Origin of the sequence: Collimonas silvisoli (genome assembly GCF_018305005.1) — a bacterium.
Taxonomy (GTDB): Bacteria; Pseudomonadota; Gammaproteobacteria; order Burkholderiales; family Burkholderiaceae_D; genus Collimonas; species Collimonas silvisoli.
Genome location: NZ_JAGQEG010000010.1, coordinates 59,291 through 76,736 on the forward strand (window position 1 = coordinate 59,291; position 17,446 = coordinate 76,736).

Annotated in this window: 15 protein-coding genes; 13 read left to right on the top strand and 2 right to left on the bottom strand. The window is 58.1% G+C overall.

All coding sequences use genetic code 11. The annotated features are described in order from the left end of the window. Positions 1 to 5: 5 nt before the first annotated feature. The 9 genes from mreC (at position 6) to KHU33_RS04205 (ending at position 9,863) form a co-directional block, all read left to right on the top strand. Entirely contained in the window at positions 6 to 1,016 is a 1,011-nt protein-coding gene (mreC, locus tag KHU33_RS04165) for a rod shape-determining protein MreC (RefSeq protein ID WP_211461252.1), read from the top strand. Beyond that, on the top strand, positions 1,013 to 1,525 hold the full coding sequence (gene mreD, locus KHU33_RS04170) for a rod shape-determining protein MreD (RefSeq protein WP_061541868.1): 513 nt from the start codon (positions 1,013 to 1,015) through the stop codon (positions 1,523 to 1,525). Before mreC ends, mreD begins: the two co-directional genes overlap by 4 nt. A gap of 55 nt (positions 1,526 to 1,580) precedes the next feature. Continuing rightward, entirely contained in the window at positions 1,581 to 3,578 is a 1,998-nt protein-coding gene (gene mrdA / locus KHU33_RS04175; protein WP_211461253.1) for a penicillin-binding protein 2, read from the top strand. Positions 3,579 to 3,586: 8 nt separating this feature from the next. Then, a complete protein-coding gene (gene rodA, locus KHU33_RS04180; protein WP_211461254.1) occupies positions 3,587 to 4,699 on the top strand; it encodes a rod shape-determining protein RodA in 1,113 nt (370 codons plus the stop codon). Positions 4,700 to 4,784: 85 nt separating this feature from the next. Then, on the top strand, positions 4,785 to 5,909 hold the full coding sequence (locus KHU33_RS04185; protein ID WP_211461255.1) for a septal ring lytic transglycosylase RlpA family protein: 1,125 nt from the start codon (positions 4,785 to 4,787) through the stop codon (positions 5,907 to 5,909). A 220-nt stretch (positions 5,910 to 6,129) separates the two neighbouring features. Next, positions 6,130 to 6,975 carry a phosphonate ABC transporter ATP-binding protein gene (phnC, locus tag KHU33_RS04190; RefSeq protein ID WP_230414038.1) on the top strand — a complete coding sequence of 282 codons (846 nt, stop codon included), beginning with the start codon at positions 6,130 to 6,132 and terminating at the stop codon, positions 6,973 to 6,975. Positions 6,976 to 7,026: 51 nt separating this feature from the next. Then, on the top strand, positions 7,027 to 8,007 hold the full coding sequence (gene phnD / locus KHU33_RS04195) for a phosphonate ABC transporter substrate-binding protein (protein ID WP_211461257.1): 981 nt from the start codon (positions 7,027 to 7,029) through the stop codon (positions 8,005 to 8,007). A gap of 3 nt (positions 8,008 to 8,010) precedes the next feature. Further along, complete coding sequence (phnE, locus tag KHU33_RS04200; RefSeq protein WP_211461258.1) at positions 8,011 to 8,814, top strand: phosphonate ABC transporter, permease protein PhnE; 804 nt, start codon at positions 8,011 to 8,013, stop codon at positions 8,812 to 8,814. Between the two features lie 197 nt (positions 8,815 to 9,011). Continuing rightward, on the top strand, positions 9,012 to 9,863 hold the full coding sequence (locus KHU33_RS04205; protein WP_211461259.1) for a D-hexose-6-phosphate mutarotase: 852 nt from the start codon (positions 9,012 to 9,014) through the stop codon (positions 9,861 to 9,863). A 7-nt stretch (positions 9,864 to 9,870) separates the two neighbouring features. On the opposite strand, the gene fmt is transcribed toward KHU33_RS04205, so the two are convergent. Further along, positions 9,871 to 10,824: a methionyl-tRNA formyltransferase gene (gene fmt / locus KHU33_RS04210; RefSeq protein WP_211461260.1), complete on the bottom strand. Its 954-nt coding sequence runs from the start codon at positions 10,822 to 10,824 to the stop codon at positions 9,871 to 9,873. A 103-nt stretch (positions 10,825 to 10,927) separates the two neighbouring features. Beyond that, positions 10,928 to 11,458 (bottom strand): peptide deformylase, encoded by a 531-nt coding sequence (def, locus tag KHU33_RS04215; RefSeq protein WP_211461261.1) that lies wholly within the window; start codon positions 11,456 to 11,458, stop codon positions 10,928 to 10,930. Between the two features lie 175 nt (positions 11,459 to 11,633). Here def and KHU33_RS04220 point away from each other — a divergent pair, with 175 nt between their 5' ends. The 4 genes from KHU33_RS04220 to KHU33_RS04235 form a co-directional block, all read left to right on the top strand. Then, positions 11,634 to 12,698, top strand: coding sequence for a LysM peptidoglycan-binding domain-containing protein (locus tag KHU33_RS04220; RefSeq protein ID WP_211461262.1), 1,065 nt, complete (start codon positions 11,634 to 11,636; stop codon positions 12,696 to 12,698). Positions 12,699 to 12,748: 50 nt separating this feature from the next. Further along, positions 12,749 to 13,909 carry a DNA-processing protein DprA gene (gene dprA, locus KHU33_RS04225; RefSeq protein WP_230414042.1) on the top strand — a complete coding sequence of 387 codons (1,161 nt, stop codon included), beginning with the start codon at positions 12,749 to 12,751 and terminating at the stop codon, positions 13,907 to 13,909. Positions 13,910 to 14,084: 175 nt separating this feature from the next. Then, on the top strand, positions 14,085 to 14,564 hold the full coding sequence (locus KHU33_RS04230; RefSeq protein WP_211461263.1) for a DUF494 family protein: 480 nt from the start codon (positions 14,085 to 14,087) through the stop codon (positions 14,562 to 14,564). A 255-nt stretch (positions 14,565 to 14,819) separates the two neighbouring features. Further along, on the top strand, positions 14,820 to 17,446 hold a 2,627-nt coding region (locus KHU33_RS04235; RefSeq protein WP_211461264.1), incomplete at its 3' end, for a DNA topoisomerase III.

Genomic DNA, 17,446 nt, shown 5'->3' on the forward strand with positions numbered 1-17,446 from the left:
TACTGATGGAATACAGTCCACCACCCCTCTTCAAGCAAGGTGCTTCAGCCCGTGCCAAGGCGGTGATATGCACGCTGCTGGCGCTGGCGTTGCTGATTGCCGATTCACGCGTACACGCTTTGCAGCTGCTGCGGCAGGCGGTCGGCACCGCGCTTTATCCATTGCAGATGGTGGCCTTGATGCCGCGTGATGCAAGCAATCGCGTGGTCGATTATTTTTCTTCGTTGTCGTCTGTCGAAAAAGAAAACCAGGCTTTGCGCAGCCGCCAAGGCGAACGTGCCCAGCAATTGCAGCAGGCGCAACAGCTGGCCGCGGAAAATGCCCAGCTGCGCAAATTGCTGGGAGTCGCGCAGCGTGTGCCGGTGAAATCGGTGATGAGCGAAATCCTGTACGATGCGCGCGATCAGTTTGCCCGCAAAGTGATCATGGACCGTGGTTCGCAACATGGCGTCGCTACCGGCCAGCCGGTGATCGACGATGCCGGCATCGTTGGTCAGGTGACGCGGGTGTTCCCGTTTACCTCCGAGGTGACGCTGCTGACCGACAAGGATCAGGCGATCCCGGTGCAGGTGCTGCGCAACGGCTTGCGCAGCGTGGCCTACGGCCGCGGCCAGTCCGGCTATCTGGACTTGCGCTTCATGTCTTCCAACGCCGATATCAAGAAGGGCGATGTGCTGGTGACTTCCGGCATAGACGGCGTTTATCCGGCCGGCCTGTCGGTGGCCAAGGTAGTGCAGGTCGAAACCAAATCGGCCGATGCTTTTGCCCATATCGTCTGCGAGCCGATCGCCGGCATCGACCGCCACACCCAGCTGCTGATCCTGCTGGTCGATCCGAGCCCGATCGCAAGGCCGGACGATGAGGCGGCCGTCCCTAACAGCAAGGCCGACATGCTCAGCAAACGCCGTTTGACCGAGAGCAGCAGGGACAAGACCAGAGAAGCAGCGAAAGAAGCCGTGAAAGACAATAACCCTGAGGCGGCGCGCAAGAATCCGCAGGGAGCCGGTGTCCGATGATGCGTCCTCATTACATCCTGTTGCCGGCCAATCCCCTGTTCATTGCGATGACCTTGCTGCTGGCGTTTCTGCTCAACTTGCTGCCGTGGGGGCAATGGCCGGGCGTTCCGGATTTCGTCGCCCTGGTGCTGGTGTTCTGGAGCATTCATCAGCCGCGCAAGATCGGCATCGGCATCGCCTTTTGCATGGGTTTGCTGATGGATGTGCACGAAGCCACTCTGCTTGGCCAGAATGCGCTGGCGTACACGCTGCTATCGTATTTTGCGATCATGATTCATCGCCGCGTGCTGTGGTTCTCGGTCAGCGTCCAGGCCTTGCATGTGCTGCCCTTGATGCTGTTGACGCAGTTGATACAGCTGGTGATCCGGATGTCTGTCAGCGGCAAGTTTCCCGGCTGGCTCTATTTTGCCGAGAGCTTTGTCTGCGTCGCTCTGTGGCCGATAGTGGTGTGGCTGTTGCTGGCGCCGCAACGCCGTGCGGTCGACCGCGATGACAATCGTCCAATTTAATCTCTGTCGCCAGCGGCCGATGCTGCCACGAAGTTAGCTCGAAGTTACCCTACCAATGACCGAATTTAAAAACACCGAGCGCGAACTACGAAACTTCCGGTTGCGGATTACTGCAGCCGTGGCGTTCGTGCTGATCTGTTTCGGTTTGCTGGGCGTGCGTTTTATCTGGCTGCAAGTGGTGCGCCATGACGCCTACGCCGCGCAAGCTGAGGACAACCGGATTTCGCTGGTGCCGGTGGTGCCGAATCGCGGCCTGATCATGGACCGCAACGGCGTCATCCTGGCGCGTAATTATTCTGCCTACACCTTGGAAATCACCCGCTCCAAAATCAGGGGCGATCTGGAAAGCGTGATCGACGAACTGGCGCAGGTGGTCAGCATTACGCCGAAAGACCGGCGCCGCTTCAAGAAGCTGCTGGAAGACTCCAAGAGCTTTGCCAGCCTGCCGATCCGCACCCGCCTGAGCGACGAAGAAGTAGCGCGCTTCACGGCGCAGCGTTATCGCTTCCCGGGGATCGATGTGCAAGCGCGCTTGTTCCGGCAATACCCGTTAGGCGACGTGGCGGCGCACGTGATCGGCTATATCGGCCGCATCAACCAGAAAGACGCCGATCGCATCGACGACAGCGACGACGGCCCCAACTATAAAGGCACCAGCTATATCGGCAAGGATGGCCTGGAAAAGAGTTACGAACAGCAGTTGCACGGCACCACCGGATACGAAGAAATCGAGATTGCCGCCAGCGGGCGCGCGGTGCGCAGCATGTCGCACGTATCGGCGGTACCGGGCAACAACCTGATCCTGTCGGTCGATATCGAATTGCAGAAGGTGGCGGAAGAAGCCTTCGGCGATCGCCGCGGCGCGCTGGTGGCGATCGAACCTGCCACCGGCGACGTGCTGGCGTATGTCTCGCAACCGTCGTTCGATCCCAACCTGTTTGTCGAAGGCATCGATCAGCAAAGCTGGGATGAGTTGAATAATTCGCCCGATCATCCATTGATCAATCGCCCGATGAACGGCACTTATGCACCGGGCTCGACCTACAAACCGTTCATGGCGCTGGCGGCGCTGGAGCTGGGCAAGCGCACCACTTCTTTCGCCATCAACGACATCGGCTATTTCATGCTGGGCGGCCACCAGTTCCGCGACGACAAGGTGGGTGGCCACGGGCGAGTCGACATGTACAAGTCCATCGTTGAATCATGCGATACCTATTACTACATGCTGGCTAACGATCTGGGTCCGGACACCATTCACGATTTCATGAAGCCGTTCGGTTTCGGCCAGTTGACCGGCATCGATCTGGAGCACGAGCAGCGCGGCATATTGCCGTCGACCGACTGGAAACGTAAATACTACAAACGCGTGGCAGCGCAGAAGTGGGTCGGCGGCGATACGATTTCGCTGGGGATCGGTCAAGGCTTCAACGCTTTTACGCCGCTGCAGATGGCGCATGCAGTAGCGACCCTGGTCAACGACGGGGTAGTGATGAAGCCGCATCTGGTCAAGATCATCGAAGACGGCACCACGCATACGCAAACGCAAACCGTACCGAAGGAAAGTTACCGCATTCCGCTGAAGCAGGAAAATGTCGATTTCATCAAGAAGGCGATGGTGGGCGTGACGCGCGAAGGTACCGGCAGAGCAATATTTTCCGGAGCCGGTTATGAATCGGGCGGCAAGACCGGAACGGCCCAGGTGGTCGGCATCAAACAGGGCGAAAAGTACGATAAAAGAAGAATTGGCACGCGCATGGCCGACAATGCCTGGTACGTCGGCTTTGCGCCGGCCGACAAGCCGCGCATCGCGATTGCGGTGATCGTGGAAAATGGCGGCTGGGGGGCGTCGGCGGCGGCGCCGATTGTGCGCAAGGCGATGGATTACTATCTGCTTGGAAAACGTCCGGGCGCTGGCAGTAAAGCCGCTGACGCGGCAGTGATACCCGAACCGGCTGAAGACGCCGTAGCGCCGTCCGAGGTTGACGCCAAGCCTGGCGATAAATCTGAAGAGAGTTACAAACCCGGTGAAGTAACGACGGGCAATCGCGAGTAATTGGAACCATGAACCTGACCGACAAACATAGCGTGTGGCGCAGCATCAAATCGCATATTGCGGTGTTTGACGGCGCCCTGTCGCTGATCATGTTTCTGATACTCTCGGTCGGCATCGTCACCTTGTATTCGGCCGGCATCGATTTTCCAGGGCGGGTGGAAGACCAGTTGCGCAATATCCTGGTGGCTTTTGTCATCATGTGGGTGGCCGCCAACATTCCGCCGCAGACCTTGATGCGGTTTGCGATACCGGCCTATGCGCTGGGGGTGTCGCTGCTGATTGCGGTGGCGGTATTCGGCATCGTGAAAAAAGGTTCGCGGCGCTGGATCAACGTTGGCATGGTGATCCAGCCTTCGGAAATCATGAAAATCGCCATGCCCTTGATGCTGGCCTGGTATTTCCAGAAGCGCGAAGGCATGATCACCTGGCGCGATTATCTGGTGGCGGCAGTGCTGCTGGCGCTGCCGGTCGGCTTGATTATCCGGCAACCGGATCTGGGCACCGGCACCCTGGTGGCAGCGGCGGGATTCTATGTGATCTTCCTGGCCGGCTTGTCGTGGCGCATCCTGATCGGCCTGGCGGTCGCGGTCGGCGCCAGTTTGCCGGTGCTGTGGTCGGTGCTGCACGATTATCAGCGGCAGCGGGTGATGATGCTGATCGATCCCACCTCAGACCCGCTCGGCAAAGGCTTCCATATCATCCAGTCAACCATCGCCGTCGGCTCCGGCGGGGTGTTTGGCAAGGGCTGGCTGAAGGGCACGCAAGCGCATCTGGAATTTATTCCGGAACGCACCACCGACTTTATTTTCGCGGTGTTTTCAGAAGAGTTCGGCATGATCGGCAACGGTGTCCTGCTGTTCCTGTACATGCTGCTGATCGGCCGCGGCATGATGATCGCGGTGAACGCTCCCACCATGTTTACGCGTTTGCTGGCCGGCGCCATCACATTGATTTTCTTTACTTATGCATTCGTCAACATGGGCATGGTCAGTGGCATTTTGCCAGTGGTTGGCGTACCTTTGCCGTTCATGAGTTATGGCGGCACGGCGCTGGTCACCCTGGGCTTGGGCGCCGGCATATTGATGAGTATCCAGCGCCATCGTAAATTGATACAGACTTGATCAGAGTTGAACTTGTACGATAAAAGCCGAGTCCATTCATGCAATCATTTATGTTCAATCGCCATCCGATCGTCGGGGAGAATGCATGGTAGGTAACTCCAGCGGCAAGCGCCGCTGCTACAACGTTGTCATATATTCCAGCGCCTTGTTGCTATCGCTGATTCTGGCCGGCTGCGGCAGCTCGCCGAAAACATCTTCGACCCCGTCGGCGCCGGTCAAATCCGGTTCCACCGCCAGCCGTGGCGTACCGGCGCTGCCGCCGGCAGGTTCCGGGCGCGGCGGCTATTACAAGGATGACGGCCCGGGCGACGCCATTCCAGAAGGCCTGCTAGACACCCCCGATGCGGTTCCGGTGGTTGAACCTTACTCGCGCACCGGCAACAAGCCCTATGTCGTGTTCGGCAAGACCTATACTCCGCTGACCGACGACCAGCCGTTTAAACAGCGTGGTATCGGCAGCTGGTACGGCAAGAAATTCCATAAGCAAAAGACATCCTCCGGCGAGCTGTACGACATGTACAAGATGACGGCTGCGCACCCGACCTTGCCGATCCCCTCCTATGCCAGAGTGACCAATCTGAAAACCGGCGCGCAGGTGATCGTGCGGGTCAATGACAGAGGGCCGTTTCACTCAAGCCGCATCATCGACCTGTCCTACACCGCGGCGTTGAAACTGGGTTATCTGGGTAGCGGCAGCGGCCAGCTGGAAGTGGAACGCCTGTTGCCGGCCGATATCAACGCGTTGAAGCAGCAACGCGACAGCGCGCCGGCGCCGCAAGTTGCGGTGCCGGCAGCTCCGGCTTCAGTCCCAGCTCCGGTCCCGGCCGAGCCGCTCAGGGATAACACAGCCTCTGCCGTAGTGAGCACCGAAGCGGTGGACATGCCGGTGCTGACGGCGCAACCGTTGCTATTGAGTCAACCGCCGCTAACGTCTGCGCCAGCTGCAACCGCGGCAAGCGACAGCAACAATCCGTTGGCCGCCGGGTTCTATCTCCAGTTTGGCGCCTATGCACAGCACGCCAATGCCGACGGCGCCCGCTCCCGCCTGATGCAGGAGTTGTCCGGCCTGGTCACATCACTCGATAACGTCGCGGTGAACGGTTTGTACCGTTTGTATGCAGGACCATACAGCAGCCGCGCCGACGCCGACAGCATCTTGCAACAGATCCGGCAACGCTCCCGCGCTACGCCGATTATCGTGCAACGCTAGCGCGCATCCGCGCTATTAATCCAGTCACATCTGCCGTCGTTGCCTGGCAACGCATCCCTCCCTCCGACGAATTCGCAAGCCTGAAAAAGCTCGGCTAAGCACGTTCGACCGCCTTGTCTGCCTTGCTTTGCTGTAACCGAATGGTCACGGAAACTTCATACGCCTGACATATTTGACCGCAATACTTCGGCCATTCACAAGCGCAATGGCGGCACATATCATGGTTGAAATCAAAGGTTTGTCAAAGACGTTCCGCGGCGGTTTTCGCGCCTTGGACAACGTCAGTCTGCGCTTCGCCCAAGGCGAAATGGTGGCTTTGATCGGCGCATCAGGCTCCGGAAAATCGACTCTTTTGCGGCATATTTCCGGATTGATGGCTGCAGATAACAGCGGCGGCACGATTTCCATCGATGGCCGGCCAGTACAGAAAGACGGCGTTGTCGATCGCAATATCCGCGCGGTGCGCGCCAATGTCGGGTTCGTGTTCCAGCAATTCAACCTGGTGGGCAGATTGCCGGTGCTGACCAATGTGTTGACCGGCGGTTTGTCGCGGATGCCGATCTGGCGCAGCTGCTTCAAACTGTTTACCGCCGAAGAAAAGGCGCTGGGGCTGGAAGCGCTGGCGCGTGTCGGCATTTCCGAGCACGCCTATAAACGCGCTTCGGCACTCTCCGGCGGCCAGCAGCAACGGGCTGCGATCGCCCGCACCATTGTGCAAAAGGCAGGCGTGGTTTTGGCCGACGAACCGATCGCATCGCTCGATCCGGAATCGGCGCGGCGCGTGATGCAAACGCTGGCTGACGTCAACCAGCGCGATCGCAGCACGGTCATTGTGTCGCTGCATCAGGTCGATGTGGCCTTGCGTTTCTGTCCACGGACGGTGGCCCTGCACAAAGGCCGCGTAGTGTACGACGGTCCATCCAATGCCTTGACCGAGCCGATGCTGCGCGAATTGTATGGCAGCGAGGCCGAAGATATCCTGGGCGGCTCCAATAGCTTGACACGGCCGCCTATCGCGGCGCCCACGCCTTTCGACAGCGTGCCGGCGCTGGCCGCCGCGGCCTGAACCAACATCCCGTCATCGAACATCACCTCTACCCATCAGGAGTTCCAAATCATGTTTGCAAAATTATTTTCCGGCGCTGCAATCGCCATGGCGATGCTGGCCGCGACAGCTTCCGTGGCTCATGCCGATGACGCCAAGGTTCTGAACTTTGGCATCATCTCGACTGAATCTTCGCAAAACCTGAAGCAGGACTGGCAGCCGGTGCTGGATGAAATGAGCAAGCGCATCGGCATCAAGGTCACCGGTTTCTTTGCCTCCGACTATGCCGGCATCATCGAAGGCATGCGTTTCGGCAAAGTGCAGATGGGCTGGTTCGGCAACAAGTCGGCGATGGAAGCGGTCGACCGCGCCAGCGGCGAAGTGTTCGCGCATGTGGTCAATCCGGATGGCACATCCGGTTATTACAGCCTGGTCGGGGTGCAGAAAGACAGCCCGAACAAGAGCATCGAAGACATCCTGAAAAATGCCAAGAACCTGACCTTCGGCATCGGCGATCCGAATTCGACTTCCGGTTATCTGCTGCCGAACTACTACATTTTTGCCAAGAACAATGTCGACGCCAAGACCGCGTTTAAAGCGATCCGCACTTCGAATCACGAAGCCAATATCCTGGCCGTCGCCAACAAGCAGATCGACGCCGCGGTATTTGCTTCGGACACCATGGACCGTATCGAAGAGCGCCAGCCCGCCGTTGCCAAGGAAGTCCGCATCGTCTGGAAGTCACCGCTGATCGCAGCCGATCCGCTGGTATGGCGCAAGGATCTGCCGGCCGATACCAAGAACAAGATCAAGGAATTTTTCCTGAGCTACGGCAAGACCGGCCCTAACGCCGCGCAGGAAAAAGCGCAGCTGGCGAAGCTGCAATACAGCGGCTTTGCCGTCTCCAGCGACGCCCAGCTGAACCCTATCCGCCAGCTGGAACTGTTCAAGCAAAAAGGCAAGCTGGAAGCGGACGCCAACCTGAGCGCGGATGAAAAGAAAACCAAGCTGGACGATATCAACCGCAAATTGTCCGACCTGGCCAAATCCTAAGCAATGACCAGTTCCGTATCTCTGAAAATGCAAACCACGCTGCCTGTGCCACCCAAGCAACCGATCGGCCGCTTGCTGTTCTGGGGTGTGCTGCTGGCAGTCCTGATCGCATCGTGGAAGGGCGCGGACATGCGGCCGCTGGAATTGCTGCGCGACGGCGGCAATATGGGTACTTACGCCGCCAGTTTTTTCCCGCCCGACTTTCACGAGTGGCGCACCTACCTGCAGGAATTGCTGGTGACCATGCAGATCGCTGTCTGGGGTACCGCGCTGGCGGTGGTGTGCGCGGTGCCTTGCGGTTTGCTGGCGTCGTCCAATATCGCTCCGGCCTGGGTCAACCAGCCGGTGCGGCGGTTGATGGATGCGGCACGGGCGATCAATGAAATGGTGTTTGCGATGTTGTTCGTGGTGGCGGTGGGCCTGGGGCCGTTTGCCGGCGTGCTGGCCTTGTTCGTGGCTACCACCGGCACCTTGTCCAAATTGTTTTCGGAAGCGGTCGAAGCCATCGATCCGCAGCCGGTCGAAGGGATACGCGCCACAGGCGCCAACGCGCTGGAAGAAATCGTCTACGGCGTGCTGCCGCAGGTGATGCCGCTGTGGATCTCTTATGTGCTGTACCGCTTCGAAGCCAATGTCCGTTCGGCGACGGTGGTTGGCATGGTCGGCGCCGGCGGTATCGGCGTGATTTTATGGGAAGTGATCCGCAGCTTCGAATATGCCCAGACTTGTGCGGTGCTGATCATGATCGTGGTTGCGGTCAGCATGATCGATCTGGTTTCTTCGCGTTTGCGTAAGCTGTTTATTTAGAACGCATCTCACGGATATTGATGAAATGAGTTCTAAGTAATCCGTTTCTATTTTCAAATCAATAGATGGCGCGCCGCTTTCGATTTATCGCAAGCCGGTCGCGCCATTTTTCCAGTCTGGCGATTCCAGTTTCCAAGCCGGCATAAAGCAACCGGGCGCATAATATGCAGCTAGGGCCAGTCACAGGAGACAAGATTTTGCCAAATTCAGAAAACCCGCAAGCGACCAACGCATTCATCAGCGTCACTGCCGCCGACGGCGCCCAAGTGGAGGTGACGCTGCATGGCGGCCATGTCTGTTCCTGGCGCACGCCGGATGGCGTCGAGCGCTTGTTCATGAGCCCGCTGAATTCGTGGCGCAGCGATAGCGCAATCCGCGGCGGCATCCCGGTGATTTTTCCGCAGTTCGCCAGCGAAGGGCCATTGCTTAAACACGGTTTTGCCCGCCTCAGTGCGTGGAGCTTGCTGGAGTCTTCGCAGCAAATCGACGGCAGCGGTGTGATTCGCTTGGGCTTGACCGATTCAGAGCAAACCAGGCGCATATTTCCACATGCGTTTGCACTTGAGTTGCGCATAAAATTTTCCGGCCAGACGCTGAATACCGAACTGGTGGTGACGAATAACGGCGATCAGCCTTTCGCATTCACCTGCGCCTTGCATACCTATTTGAATGCACACATTGCCGACGCCGCTTTATACGGCCTCAACGGCTATCGCTATCGTGATTCTGCCGACAACCGCCGTATCAAGATTGCGGATGAAGAGGTCTTGCATATCACACAGGAAGTTGACCGGGTTTATTTTGCGGTCGATAAACCGATCACCCTAGGCGGCCACAAGCAAAGCCTGATCGCGAGCCAGGCTGGGTTTGCCGATGTGGTGGTGTGGAATCCCTGGGAAAACGGTTGCGAAAAAATTGCCGATCTTAAGCTGGATTCTTATCGGAATTTCGTGTGTGTTGAGGCTGCTACGGTTGAACAACCGGTCACGCTGGCGCCGAACGCGACATGGAGCGGTTCTCAAAATCTGGAATGCGTGTTGATCGCCTAGGCGACGCCTAGTCAAATTTACCGCCTTGCATCGGGAACGCCTTCAGAAACTCAGCCACCGGCAGCCGTTTGCCGCCCGGCTTTTGTAATTCGGTGATACGCAAGGCGCCACTGCCGCAGGCCACGATCACGCCGTCTTGCGGATCGGCGCTGATGATGGTTCCTGGCGCATGTTTGCTGTCAGCGTCGATTACTTGTGCTTGCCACAACTTCAACGTGATTCCGCCGAACACAGCAGCGGCAGCCGGGAACGGGTTGAATGCACGTATCTTGCGTTCCAGCACAGCGGCCGGCAGCGTGAAATCGAGAGCCGCTTCTTCCTTGCTGATCTTGGCGGCGTAGGTGACGCCTTGTTCGGGCTGCGGCGTTGCCGGCAAGTCCTTCTGTTCCAACTTGCGCAGTGCTTCAACGATCATTTCACCACCGAGTTTTGCCATCTTGTCATGCAGCGTGCCGGTGGTGTCGTCGGCGCTGATCGCCATTTTCTCGATCAGCAGCATCGCTCCGGTATCCAAGCCCTGATCCATTTGCATGATGGTGATGCCGGTCTCGCTGTCGCCTGTTTCAATCGCGCGATGTATGGGGGCGGCGCCGCGCCAGCGCGGCAGCAGGGAGCCGTGGATGTTGAGGCAGCCGAGCGGCGGAATCTGCAAGACGCTGAGCGGCAGGATCAGGCCGTAGGCGGCCACCACCATGATGTCGTGCGGCGTTGTTTGCAATAGGTCATGCGCTTGCCTGGCGACCTCCGGGTACTTGCCATCCAGCCGCAGCGATACCGGTTGCGCTACCGCTATCCGATGTTCCAGTGCAAATTGCTTGACCGGCGATGCATGCAGCTGCATGCCGCGGCCGGCTGGCCGATCGGGCTGGGTCAGCACCAGTGGAATCTGATGACCGGCGTCGTGCAAGGCTTTGAGCGCCACGGCGGCGAATTCCGGGGTACCTGCGAAGATGATTTTCATGGGGACGATGGTACAGGAGACCAAAATAATTGCGGGACAAAGCGCAAGGATCGCTAGGGTAGCGTCTCTTGCATTTTGTCCCGCAACATGTAAAAAAGATTGCTTATCTTGTAGCGTATTGCTTGTCGCGTTTCAGCTCGCGTTCTTCCTTGAGCATCTTGGCCTTGATCCGGTTGCGCTTCAACGGCGACAGGTATTCAACGAATACCTTGCCCTTCAAGTGATCCATCTCATGCTGGATGCAGACCGCCAGCAAGCCGTCGGCGTCGACTTCAAAGGGTTTGCCGTCGGCATCCAGGGCGCGCACCTTGACGCGTGCAGGGCGTTCCACGCCGTCATAAACACCTGGCACCGAGAGGCAGCCTTCGTCGTAAATCTGTTTTTCTTCACTGGCCCAGAGAATTTCCGGATTGATAAAAACCCGCAGGTCGGTGCCGGCGTCGGAGGTGTCGATCACGACCAGCTGTTCGTGAACATCGACTTGCGATGCAGCCAGGCCGACGCCGGGCGCTTCGTACATGGTTTCCGCCATGTCTGCGATCAATTTTTTCAGGCGAGTGTCAAAAACTGTCACTGGCTTGGCAATTTTGTGCAAACGGGCGTCAGGATAACGCAGGATATTTAATAAGGACATACAAGATTGCGTAACAATTTAGGCGGTTTGGAAGGGGTTTTCTCTTGCTAGTTCAATCGATTATGGGCAAAATTTGATTCACTATGGCAAGTTTTTTGCTTTGCCTCGATCAGCCATGGCGACGGACCAACAAGGGTGTAGTTGCCAATTTAACGCAGTATCCACCGGAACCAATATGAAAAAGTTTAGCACAGCTGCACTCCTTCTTGCTTTAAGCGCCGGATTTGGCAGCATGGCTCATGCTCAGGCGGTCAAGCCTGCGCGCTGTGAGTTTTTAGCCAATGCGCCGGATCAGCATGTCGTAGTGCGCGGCGATACGCTGTGGGGAATTTCCGGACAGTTCCTGCAACATCCGTGGTGCTGGCCGCAAGTGTGGGGCTTGAACCAGGAGCAGATCCGCAATCCGCACTGGATTTATCCGGGCCAGATCGTTTATTTTGACCGCGCCAACGGCCGTCTGCGCCTCGGCAATGCAGCGGGAGATCCTGGCGTTGTGAAATTGTCGCCGCAGACGCGCGTGCAAGGCTTAGGACGCGATGCGATTGCCGCCATTTCCACCGACGCCATCGGCCCTTTCCTGTCGCAACCGCTGATCATCGAAGACGACGATTTGAAAACAGCGCCACATATCGTGGGGGTCCAGGATGGCCATCTGAACCTGGGCAAGGGCGATAAAGCCTATGTGCGGGGCGACCTGACGGACGCTACTGCGTTCCAGGTATTCCGTCCCGGCAATCCGCTCAAGGATCCGGATACCGGCAAGGTCATCGCCAATGAAGCGTTGTACCTCGGCAGCCTGAAGCTGGAGCGCAAAGGCAGCACGCCCGACGAGGCGGCGACATTCAGCGTGGTCGACACCAAGGAAGAGATGCAGGTCGGCGATCGCATCATTCCACGCCCGGTTGAACCGATCATGAACTATGTGCCGCATGCACCGGCCGGCAACGTCAACGCCCGTGTAGTCTCGATCTACGGCGGAGTATCAACTGCGGCGCAGAACCAGATCCTGACCGTCAACCGCGGCAAGGCCGACAATATCGATATCGGTACGGTGCTGCAGTTGTACCGTCTCGGTAAAGTTGTTAAGGATCCTGCCGATAACAACAATAAGGTCAAGCTGCCGGATGAACAATACGGTACCCTGTTCATTTTCCGTGTGTTCAACCATATTTCGTATGGCCTGATCATGGAAGTCCGGAATACGGTCGATATCGGCGATATCGCCAGATCGCCAGAATAAAGGTAATCGCTGTTAATAAAGATAATCTCCACGATGACGATGGTGGCGGCCTGAACCGCCACCATGCCGCAAGCGATAGCGCCGAACTGGCAGCTTGGCTGCGCCTTGAGCAGACTGCCGGTGTCGGTGCGGAAACCGCGCGCCGCTTGCTGGCTGCCTTCGGTCTGCCGGAAAACATTTTCTCGTCTTCTTTCTCCGCCTTGCACAAGGTCGTGCCTGAGCGCATTGCCTACGCCTTGCTGGCGGCGCCGTCGGATGCGGTTCAGGCACTGATCGCGCGGACGCTGGAATGGCTGCAGTCGCCCGCCAATCAGTTATTCACTCTAGCCGACAGCGCCTATCCGCAAGCTCTGCTGGATATTCCCGATCCACCGCTGTTGTTGTACGTGAAAGGCCGCGCCGAACTGCTGGAGCGGCCAGCCATGGCCGTGGTAGGCAGCCGCAACGCCACTGTGCAGGGCATTGCCAATGCCGACCGGTTCGCTGAAATCCTCAGCCAGCGCGGCCTCACCATCATCTCCGGCATGGCGTTGGGGGTAGACGCCGCCGCCCATCAAGGCGCGTTGCGCGGCGCCGCCGGCAATCCTGACGGCGGCAGCACGGTGGCGGTCATCGGCACCGGCGCCGATATTGTTTACCCGGCGCGCAATCGCGCGCTGGCGCATCAGATTGCCGAGGCCGGCTGCATCGTCAGTGAGTACCCGCTAGGCATGCCTGGCATCGCCGCCAATTTCCCGCGTCGCAACCGCATCATTTCCGGCTTGGCGCGTGGTGTGCTGGTGGTCGAGGCAGCGGCGCAATCCGGTTCGCTGATCACCGCCAGGATGGCGGCCGAACAGGGCCGCGACGTGTTCGCGATTCCCGGTTCGATTCACTCGCCGCTGTCAAAAGGCTGCCATCAACTGATCAAGCAGGGCGCCAAGCTGGTGGAATCGGCGCAGGATATTCTGGAAGAACTGGGTAGTTTGCATACGCTGGCCGCTGCCCAGGCTGCGATCCCGGCGGCGGCCAGCGCGGCGCCCGCTGTCGAGGCTGTCGACAGCGGCAAGCAAAGGTTGCTTGCCATACTCGGGTATGATCCAGTCAGTTTCGACGTATTGGCGGCGCGCAGCGGCAGCGATGCGGCAAGCCTGAGCGGCCAGCTGCTTGAGTTGGAACTGGCAGGCTTGATCGAGGTCTTGCCGGGCGGGATCTACCGTCGTATCGGCTGATATGGCCAGCGCCGATAGCGATGCCATTTTGCCATTTTTGGCGGCTTTGCATAAATCCTGCGATACTTGTATACGTGTAGCAGCCGCAAAGTTGCGGCCGGTTGCACTGCTACCATTGCACTTTACCTGTCTTACTTTACTTGTCTTACCCTTACCTTAGCGATACAGTAGAACCATGTTTGAAGTCCTTGTTTATCTGTATGAAACTTATTATCGGCCCGACGCCTGCCCTGAACCGGAGGCTTTGGTCAAGAAGCTGTCGGCGATCGGCTTTGAAGAAGACGAAATCGCCAAGGCGCTCGGCTGGCTGACGGATCTGGCCGAAACCAATCACGAGTTCGCCGATAAATATCCGCAGCAGACCGCTTTTTCTTTTGGCATCCGCATCTACGCTCAGCAAGAGATCGACGTGCTGGGCATTGCTGCGATTGGCTTCATCCAGTTTCTGGAGTCGGCCAAGATGCTCAACCCGGTGCAACGCGAGATTGTCATTGCGCGCGCGTTGACCGTCAGCGAGACCCCGGTCCCGCTCGACAAACTCAAGGTGATCGTATTGATGGTGCTATGGAGCCAAGGCAAGGAGCCGGACGGCTTGATGTTCGACGAGCTGTTTCTCGACGAAGACGACGATCCTGAGCCGCGCCAGCTGCACTAAACGCCAAATTGCCACTTACACCTGCTGCATGCTGGCCAGACCAAGGTCTTGCTGCTTGCGACTTTTCCAACAACCCGCTTATCATTGGCCGCAATATGCGGCGCCGGCTGTGAAATTTGCTGCGACTTATTGCTACGAGTTTGCTGATATATTACGGGTGATTTCCCGTTGGCAACTAAATTTCCAGACTGCCGCCTGCGTGCAAAAGCAAAAACATGCGCTACTTATGATGCGCGCTACTTTCGAGACAACACTATGAGCAAGACCCTCATCATTGCTGAGAAACCTTCTGTCGCGAACGACATCGCGAAGACGCTCGGCGGCTTCACCAAGCACGATGAGTACTTTGAATCCGACGAATACGTTCTGTCATCGGCGGTTGGCCACCTGTTGGAAATCGCTGTTCCTGAAGAATACGATGTCAAGCGCGGCAAATGGACTTTCACCCATCTGCCGATGATCCCGCCGCATTTCGCGCTCAACCCGATCGCCAAGACCGAGTCGCGCCTCAAGGTGCTCAACAAGCTGATCAAGCGCAAGGACGTCACTTCCCTGATCAACGCCTGCGACGCCGGGCGCGAAGGCGAGCTGATTTTCCGCCTGATCGCGCAATATACGAAAGCCAAGCAGCCGGTCAAGCGGCTCTGGCTGCAATCGATGACGCCGGGCGCGATACGCGACGGTTTCACTCACCTGCGCGAAGACAAGGACATGCTGCCGCTGGCCGACGCCGCCCGCTGTCGCAGCGAAGCGGACTGGCTGATCGGCATCAACGGTACGCGTGCAATGACCGCCTTCAATTCGAAAGAAGGCGGTTTCTACTTGACCACCGTCGGCCGCGTGCAAACGCCGACCTTGTCGATCGTGGTCGAGCGCGAAGAGAAGATCAAGAAGTTCGTGCCGCGCGATTTCTGGGAAGTGCGCGCCGAATTTGTCTGCGCCGCCGGTATCTACGAGGGCCGCTGGCTCGATGCCGCGCACAAGAAGGATGAAAACGATCCGGAGAAGCGCGCTGAACGTCTGTGGAGTAAAGCCGCCGCCGAATCCATCGTTGCCGCCTGCCGCGGCAAGCTGGGCACGGTGCGCGAAGAATCTAAGCCGACCACCTCAATGGCGCCGGCGCTATTCGACCTGACCAGTCTGCAGCGCGAAGCCAACTCGCGCTTTGGCTTCTCCGCCAAGAACACGCTCGGACTGGCGCAAGCGCTGTACGAAAAACACAAGGTGCTGACCTATCCGCGTACCGACTCGCGCCATCTGCCGGAAGATTACCTGAGCACCGTCAAGCAAACGCTGGAGACGGTGTCCGAGAACAATAATTATCAACAGTTCGCCGCACAGATCCTGAACAAGGGCTGGGTCAAGCCGAACAAGCGCATCTTCGACAACGCCAAGATCAGCGATCACTTTGCGATCATTCCGACCACCCAGGCGCCGAAGAATCTGTCGGAGCCGGAACAGAAGCTGTACGACCTGGTGACACGCCGTTTCATGGCAGTATTTTTCCCGGCTGCCGAATTCCAGGTCACTACCCGTTTTACCGAAGTCTCCGGTCATCAGTTCAAGACTGAAGGCAAGGTCATGACGAATCCGGGCTGGCTGGCGATCTACGGCAAGGAAGCCGCCGACGACAAGGACCCGGAAAACAGCGGCACGCTGGTTGCCGTGGCCAAGGATGAAAAGGTCAAGACCGACAAGATCACAGCCAACGGCCTGGTCACCAAACCACCCGCGCGCTATACCGAAGCGACCTTGCTGTCGGCGATGGAAGGCGCAGGGAAATTGCTGGACGACGGCGACCTGCGCGAAGCGATGGCCGGCAAAGGCCTCGGCACGCCAGCAACGCGGGCCGCGATCATCGAAGGTTTGCTGAACGAAAAATACCTGCTGCGCGAAGGCCGGGAAATGATGCCGACCGCCAAGGCGTTTCAGTTGATGACCTTGCTGCACGGTCTCGGCGTGGATGAATTGACCGAGCCTGAACTGACCGGCGAATGGGAACACAAGCTGTCGCAAATCGAGCGCGGCACCATCAGCCGTGAAGAGTTCATGCGTGAAATCGCGCAACTGACCCAGATCATCGTCAAGCGCGCCAAGGAATACGATAACGACACCATCCCCGGCGACTACGCCACCTTGCTGGCGCCGTGCCCGAACTGCGGCAGCGTGGTCAAGGAAAACTATCGTCGCTTCGCCTGCACCAAGTGCGAATTCTCGATGAGCAAGACACCGGGCAGCCGTCAGTTCGAAATTCCTGAAGTCGAAGAATTGCTGACCAAGCGCACCATCGGTCCGCTGCAGGGATTCCGCTCGAAGATGGGCCGGCCGTTTGCCGCGATCTTGAAAATCAGCCGCGACGAAGAGATCAAGAACTTCAAGCTGGAATTCGATTTCGGCCAGAACGACGGCGAAGGTGAAGAGGGCGAGGGTGTTGATTTCACCGGCCAGACCGCACTTGGCCCATGTCCGAAATGCGCCAGCGGCGTGTATGAAATGGGCCTAGCCTATGTCTGCGAAAACGCTGTAGCGAAACCGAAGACCTGCGATTTCCGCAGCGGCCGCATTATCCTCCAGCAAGAAATCCTGCCGGAGCAAATGGTCAAGCTGCTCAACGACGGCAAGACCGATTTGCTGCCGGGCTTTATTTCGCAACGCACGCGCCGTCCGTTCAAGGCCTTCCTGGTCAAGGGCAAGGATGGCAAGGTCAGCTTCGAGTTTGAGGAACGCAAAGCCAAGGCGCCCGTCAAAGGCAAGGCAAAAGCGGCGGCTGTCGATGCGAAAGAGGGCGAGGCAACGGCGGTAGCGAAGAAGCCGGCAGCCAAGAAACCGGCAGCTAAAAGCGCAACGGTTAAAAAGGCAGCAGCGCCCAAAAGAGTGGTCGC

Coding starts and splice junctions, on each gene's coding strand:
- mreC (WP_211461252.1), top strand. CDS start 6: ATGGAATACAGTCCACCACCCCTCTTCAAGCAAGGTGCTTCAGCCCGT.
- mreD (WP_061541868.1), top strand. CDS start 1,013: ATGATGCGTCCTCATTACATCCTGTTGCCGGCCAATCCCCTGTTCATT.
- mrdA (WP_211461253.1), top strand. CDS start 1,581: ATGACCGAATTTAAAAACACCGAGCGCGAACTACGAAACTTCCGGTTG.
- rodA (WP_211461254.1), top strand. CDS start 3,587: ATGAACCTGACCGACAAACATAGCGTGTGGCGCAGCATCAAATCGCAT.
- KHU33_RS04185 (WP_211461255.1), top strand. CDS start 4,785: ATGGTAGGTAACTCCAGCGGCAAGCGCCGCTGCTACAACGTTGTCATA.
- phnC (WP_230414038.1), top strand. CDS start 6,130: ATGGTTGAAATCAAAGGTTTGTCAAAGACGTTCCGCGGCGGTTTTCGC.
- phnD (WP_211461257.1), top strand. CDS start 7,027: ATGTTTGCAAAATTATTTTCCGGCGCTGCAATCGCCATGGCGATGCTG.
- phnE (WP_211461258.1), top strand. CDS start 8,011: ATGACCAGTTCCGTATCTCTGAAAATGCAAACCACGCTGCCTGTGCCA.
- fmt (WP_211461260.1), bottom strand. CDS start 10,824: ATGAAAATCATCTTCGCAGGTACCCCGGAATTCGCCGCCGTGGCGCTC.
- def (WP_211461261.1), bottom strand. CDS start 11,458: ATGTCCTTATTAAATATCCTGCGTTATCCTGACGCCCGTTTGCACAAA.
- KHU33_RS04220 (WP_211461262.1), top strand. CDS start 11,634: ATGAAAAAGTTTAGCACAGCTGCACTCCTTCTTGCTTTAAGCGCCGGA.
- KHU33_RS04230 (WP_211461263.1), top strand. CDS start 14,085: ATGTTTGAAGTCCTTGTTTATCTGTATGAAACTTATTATCGGCCCGAC.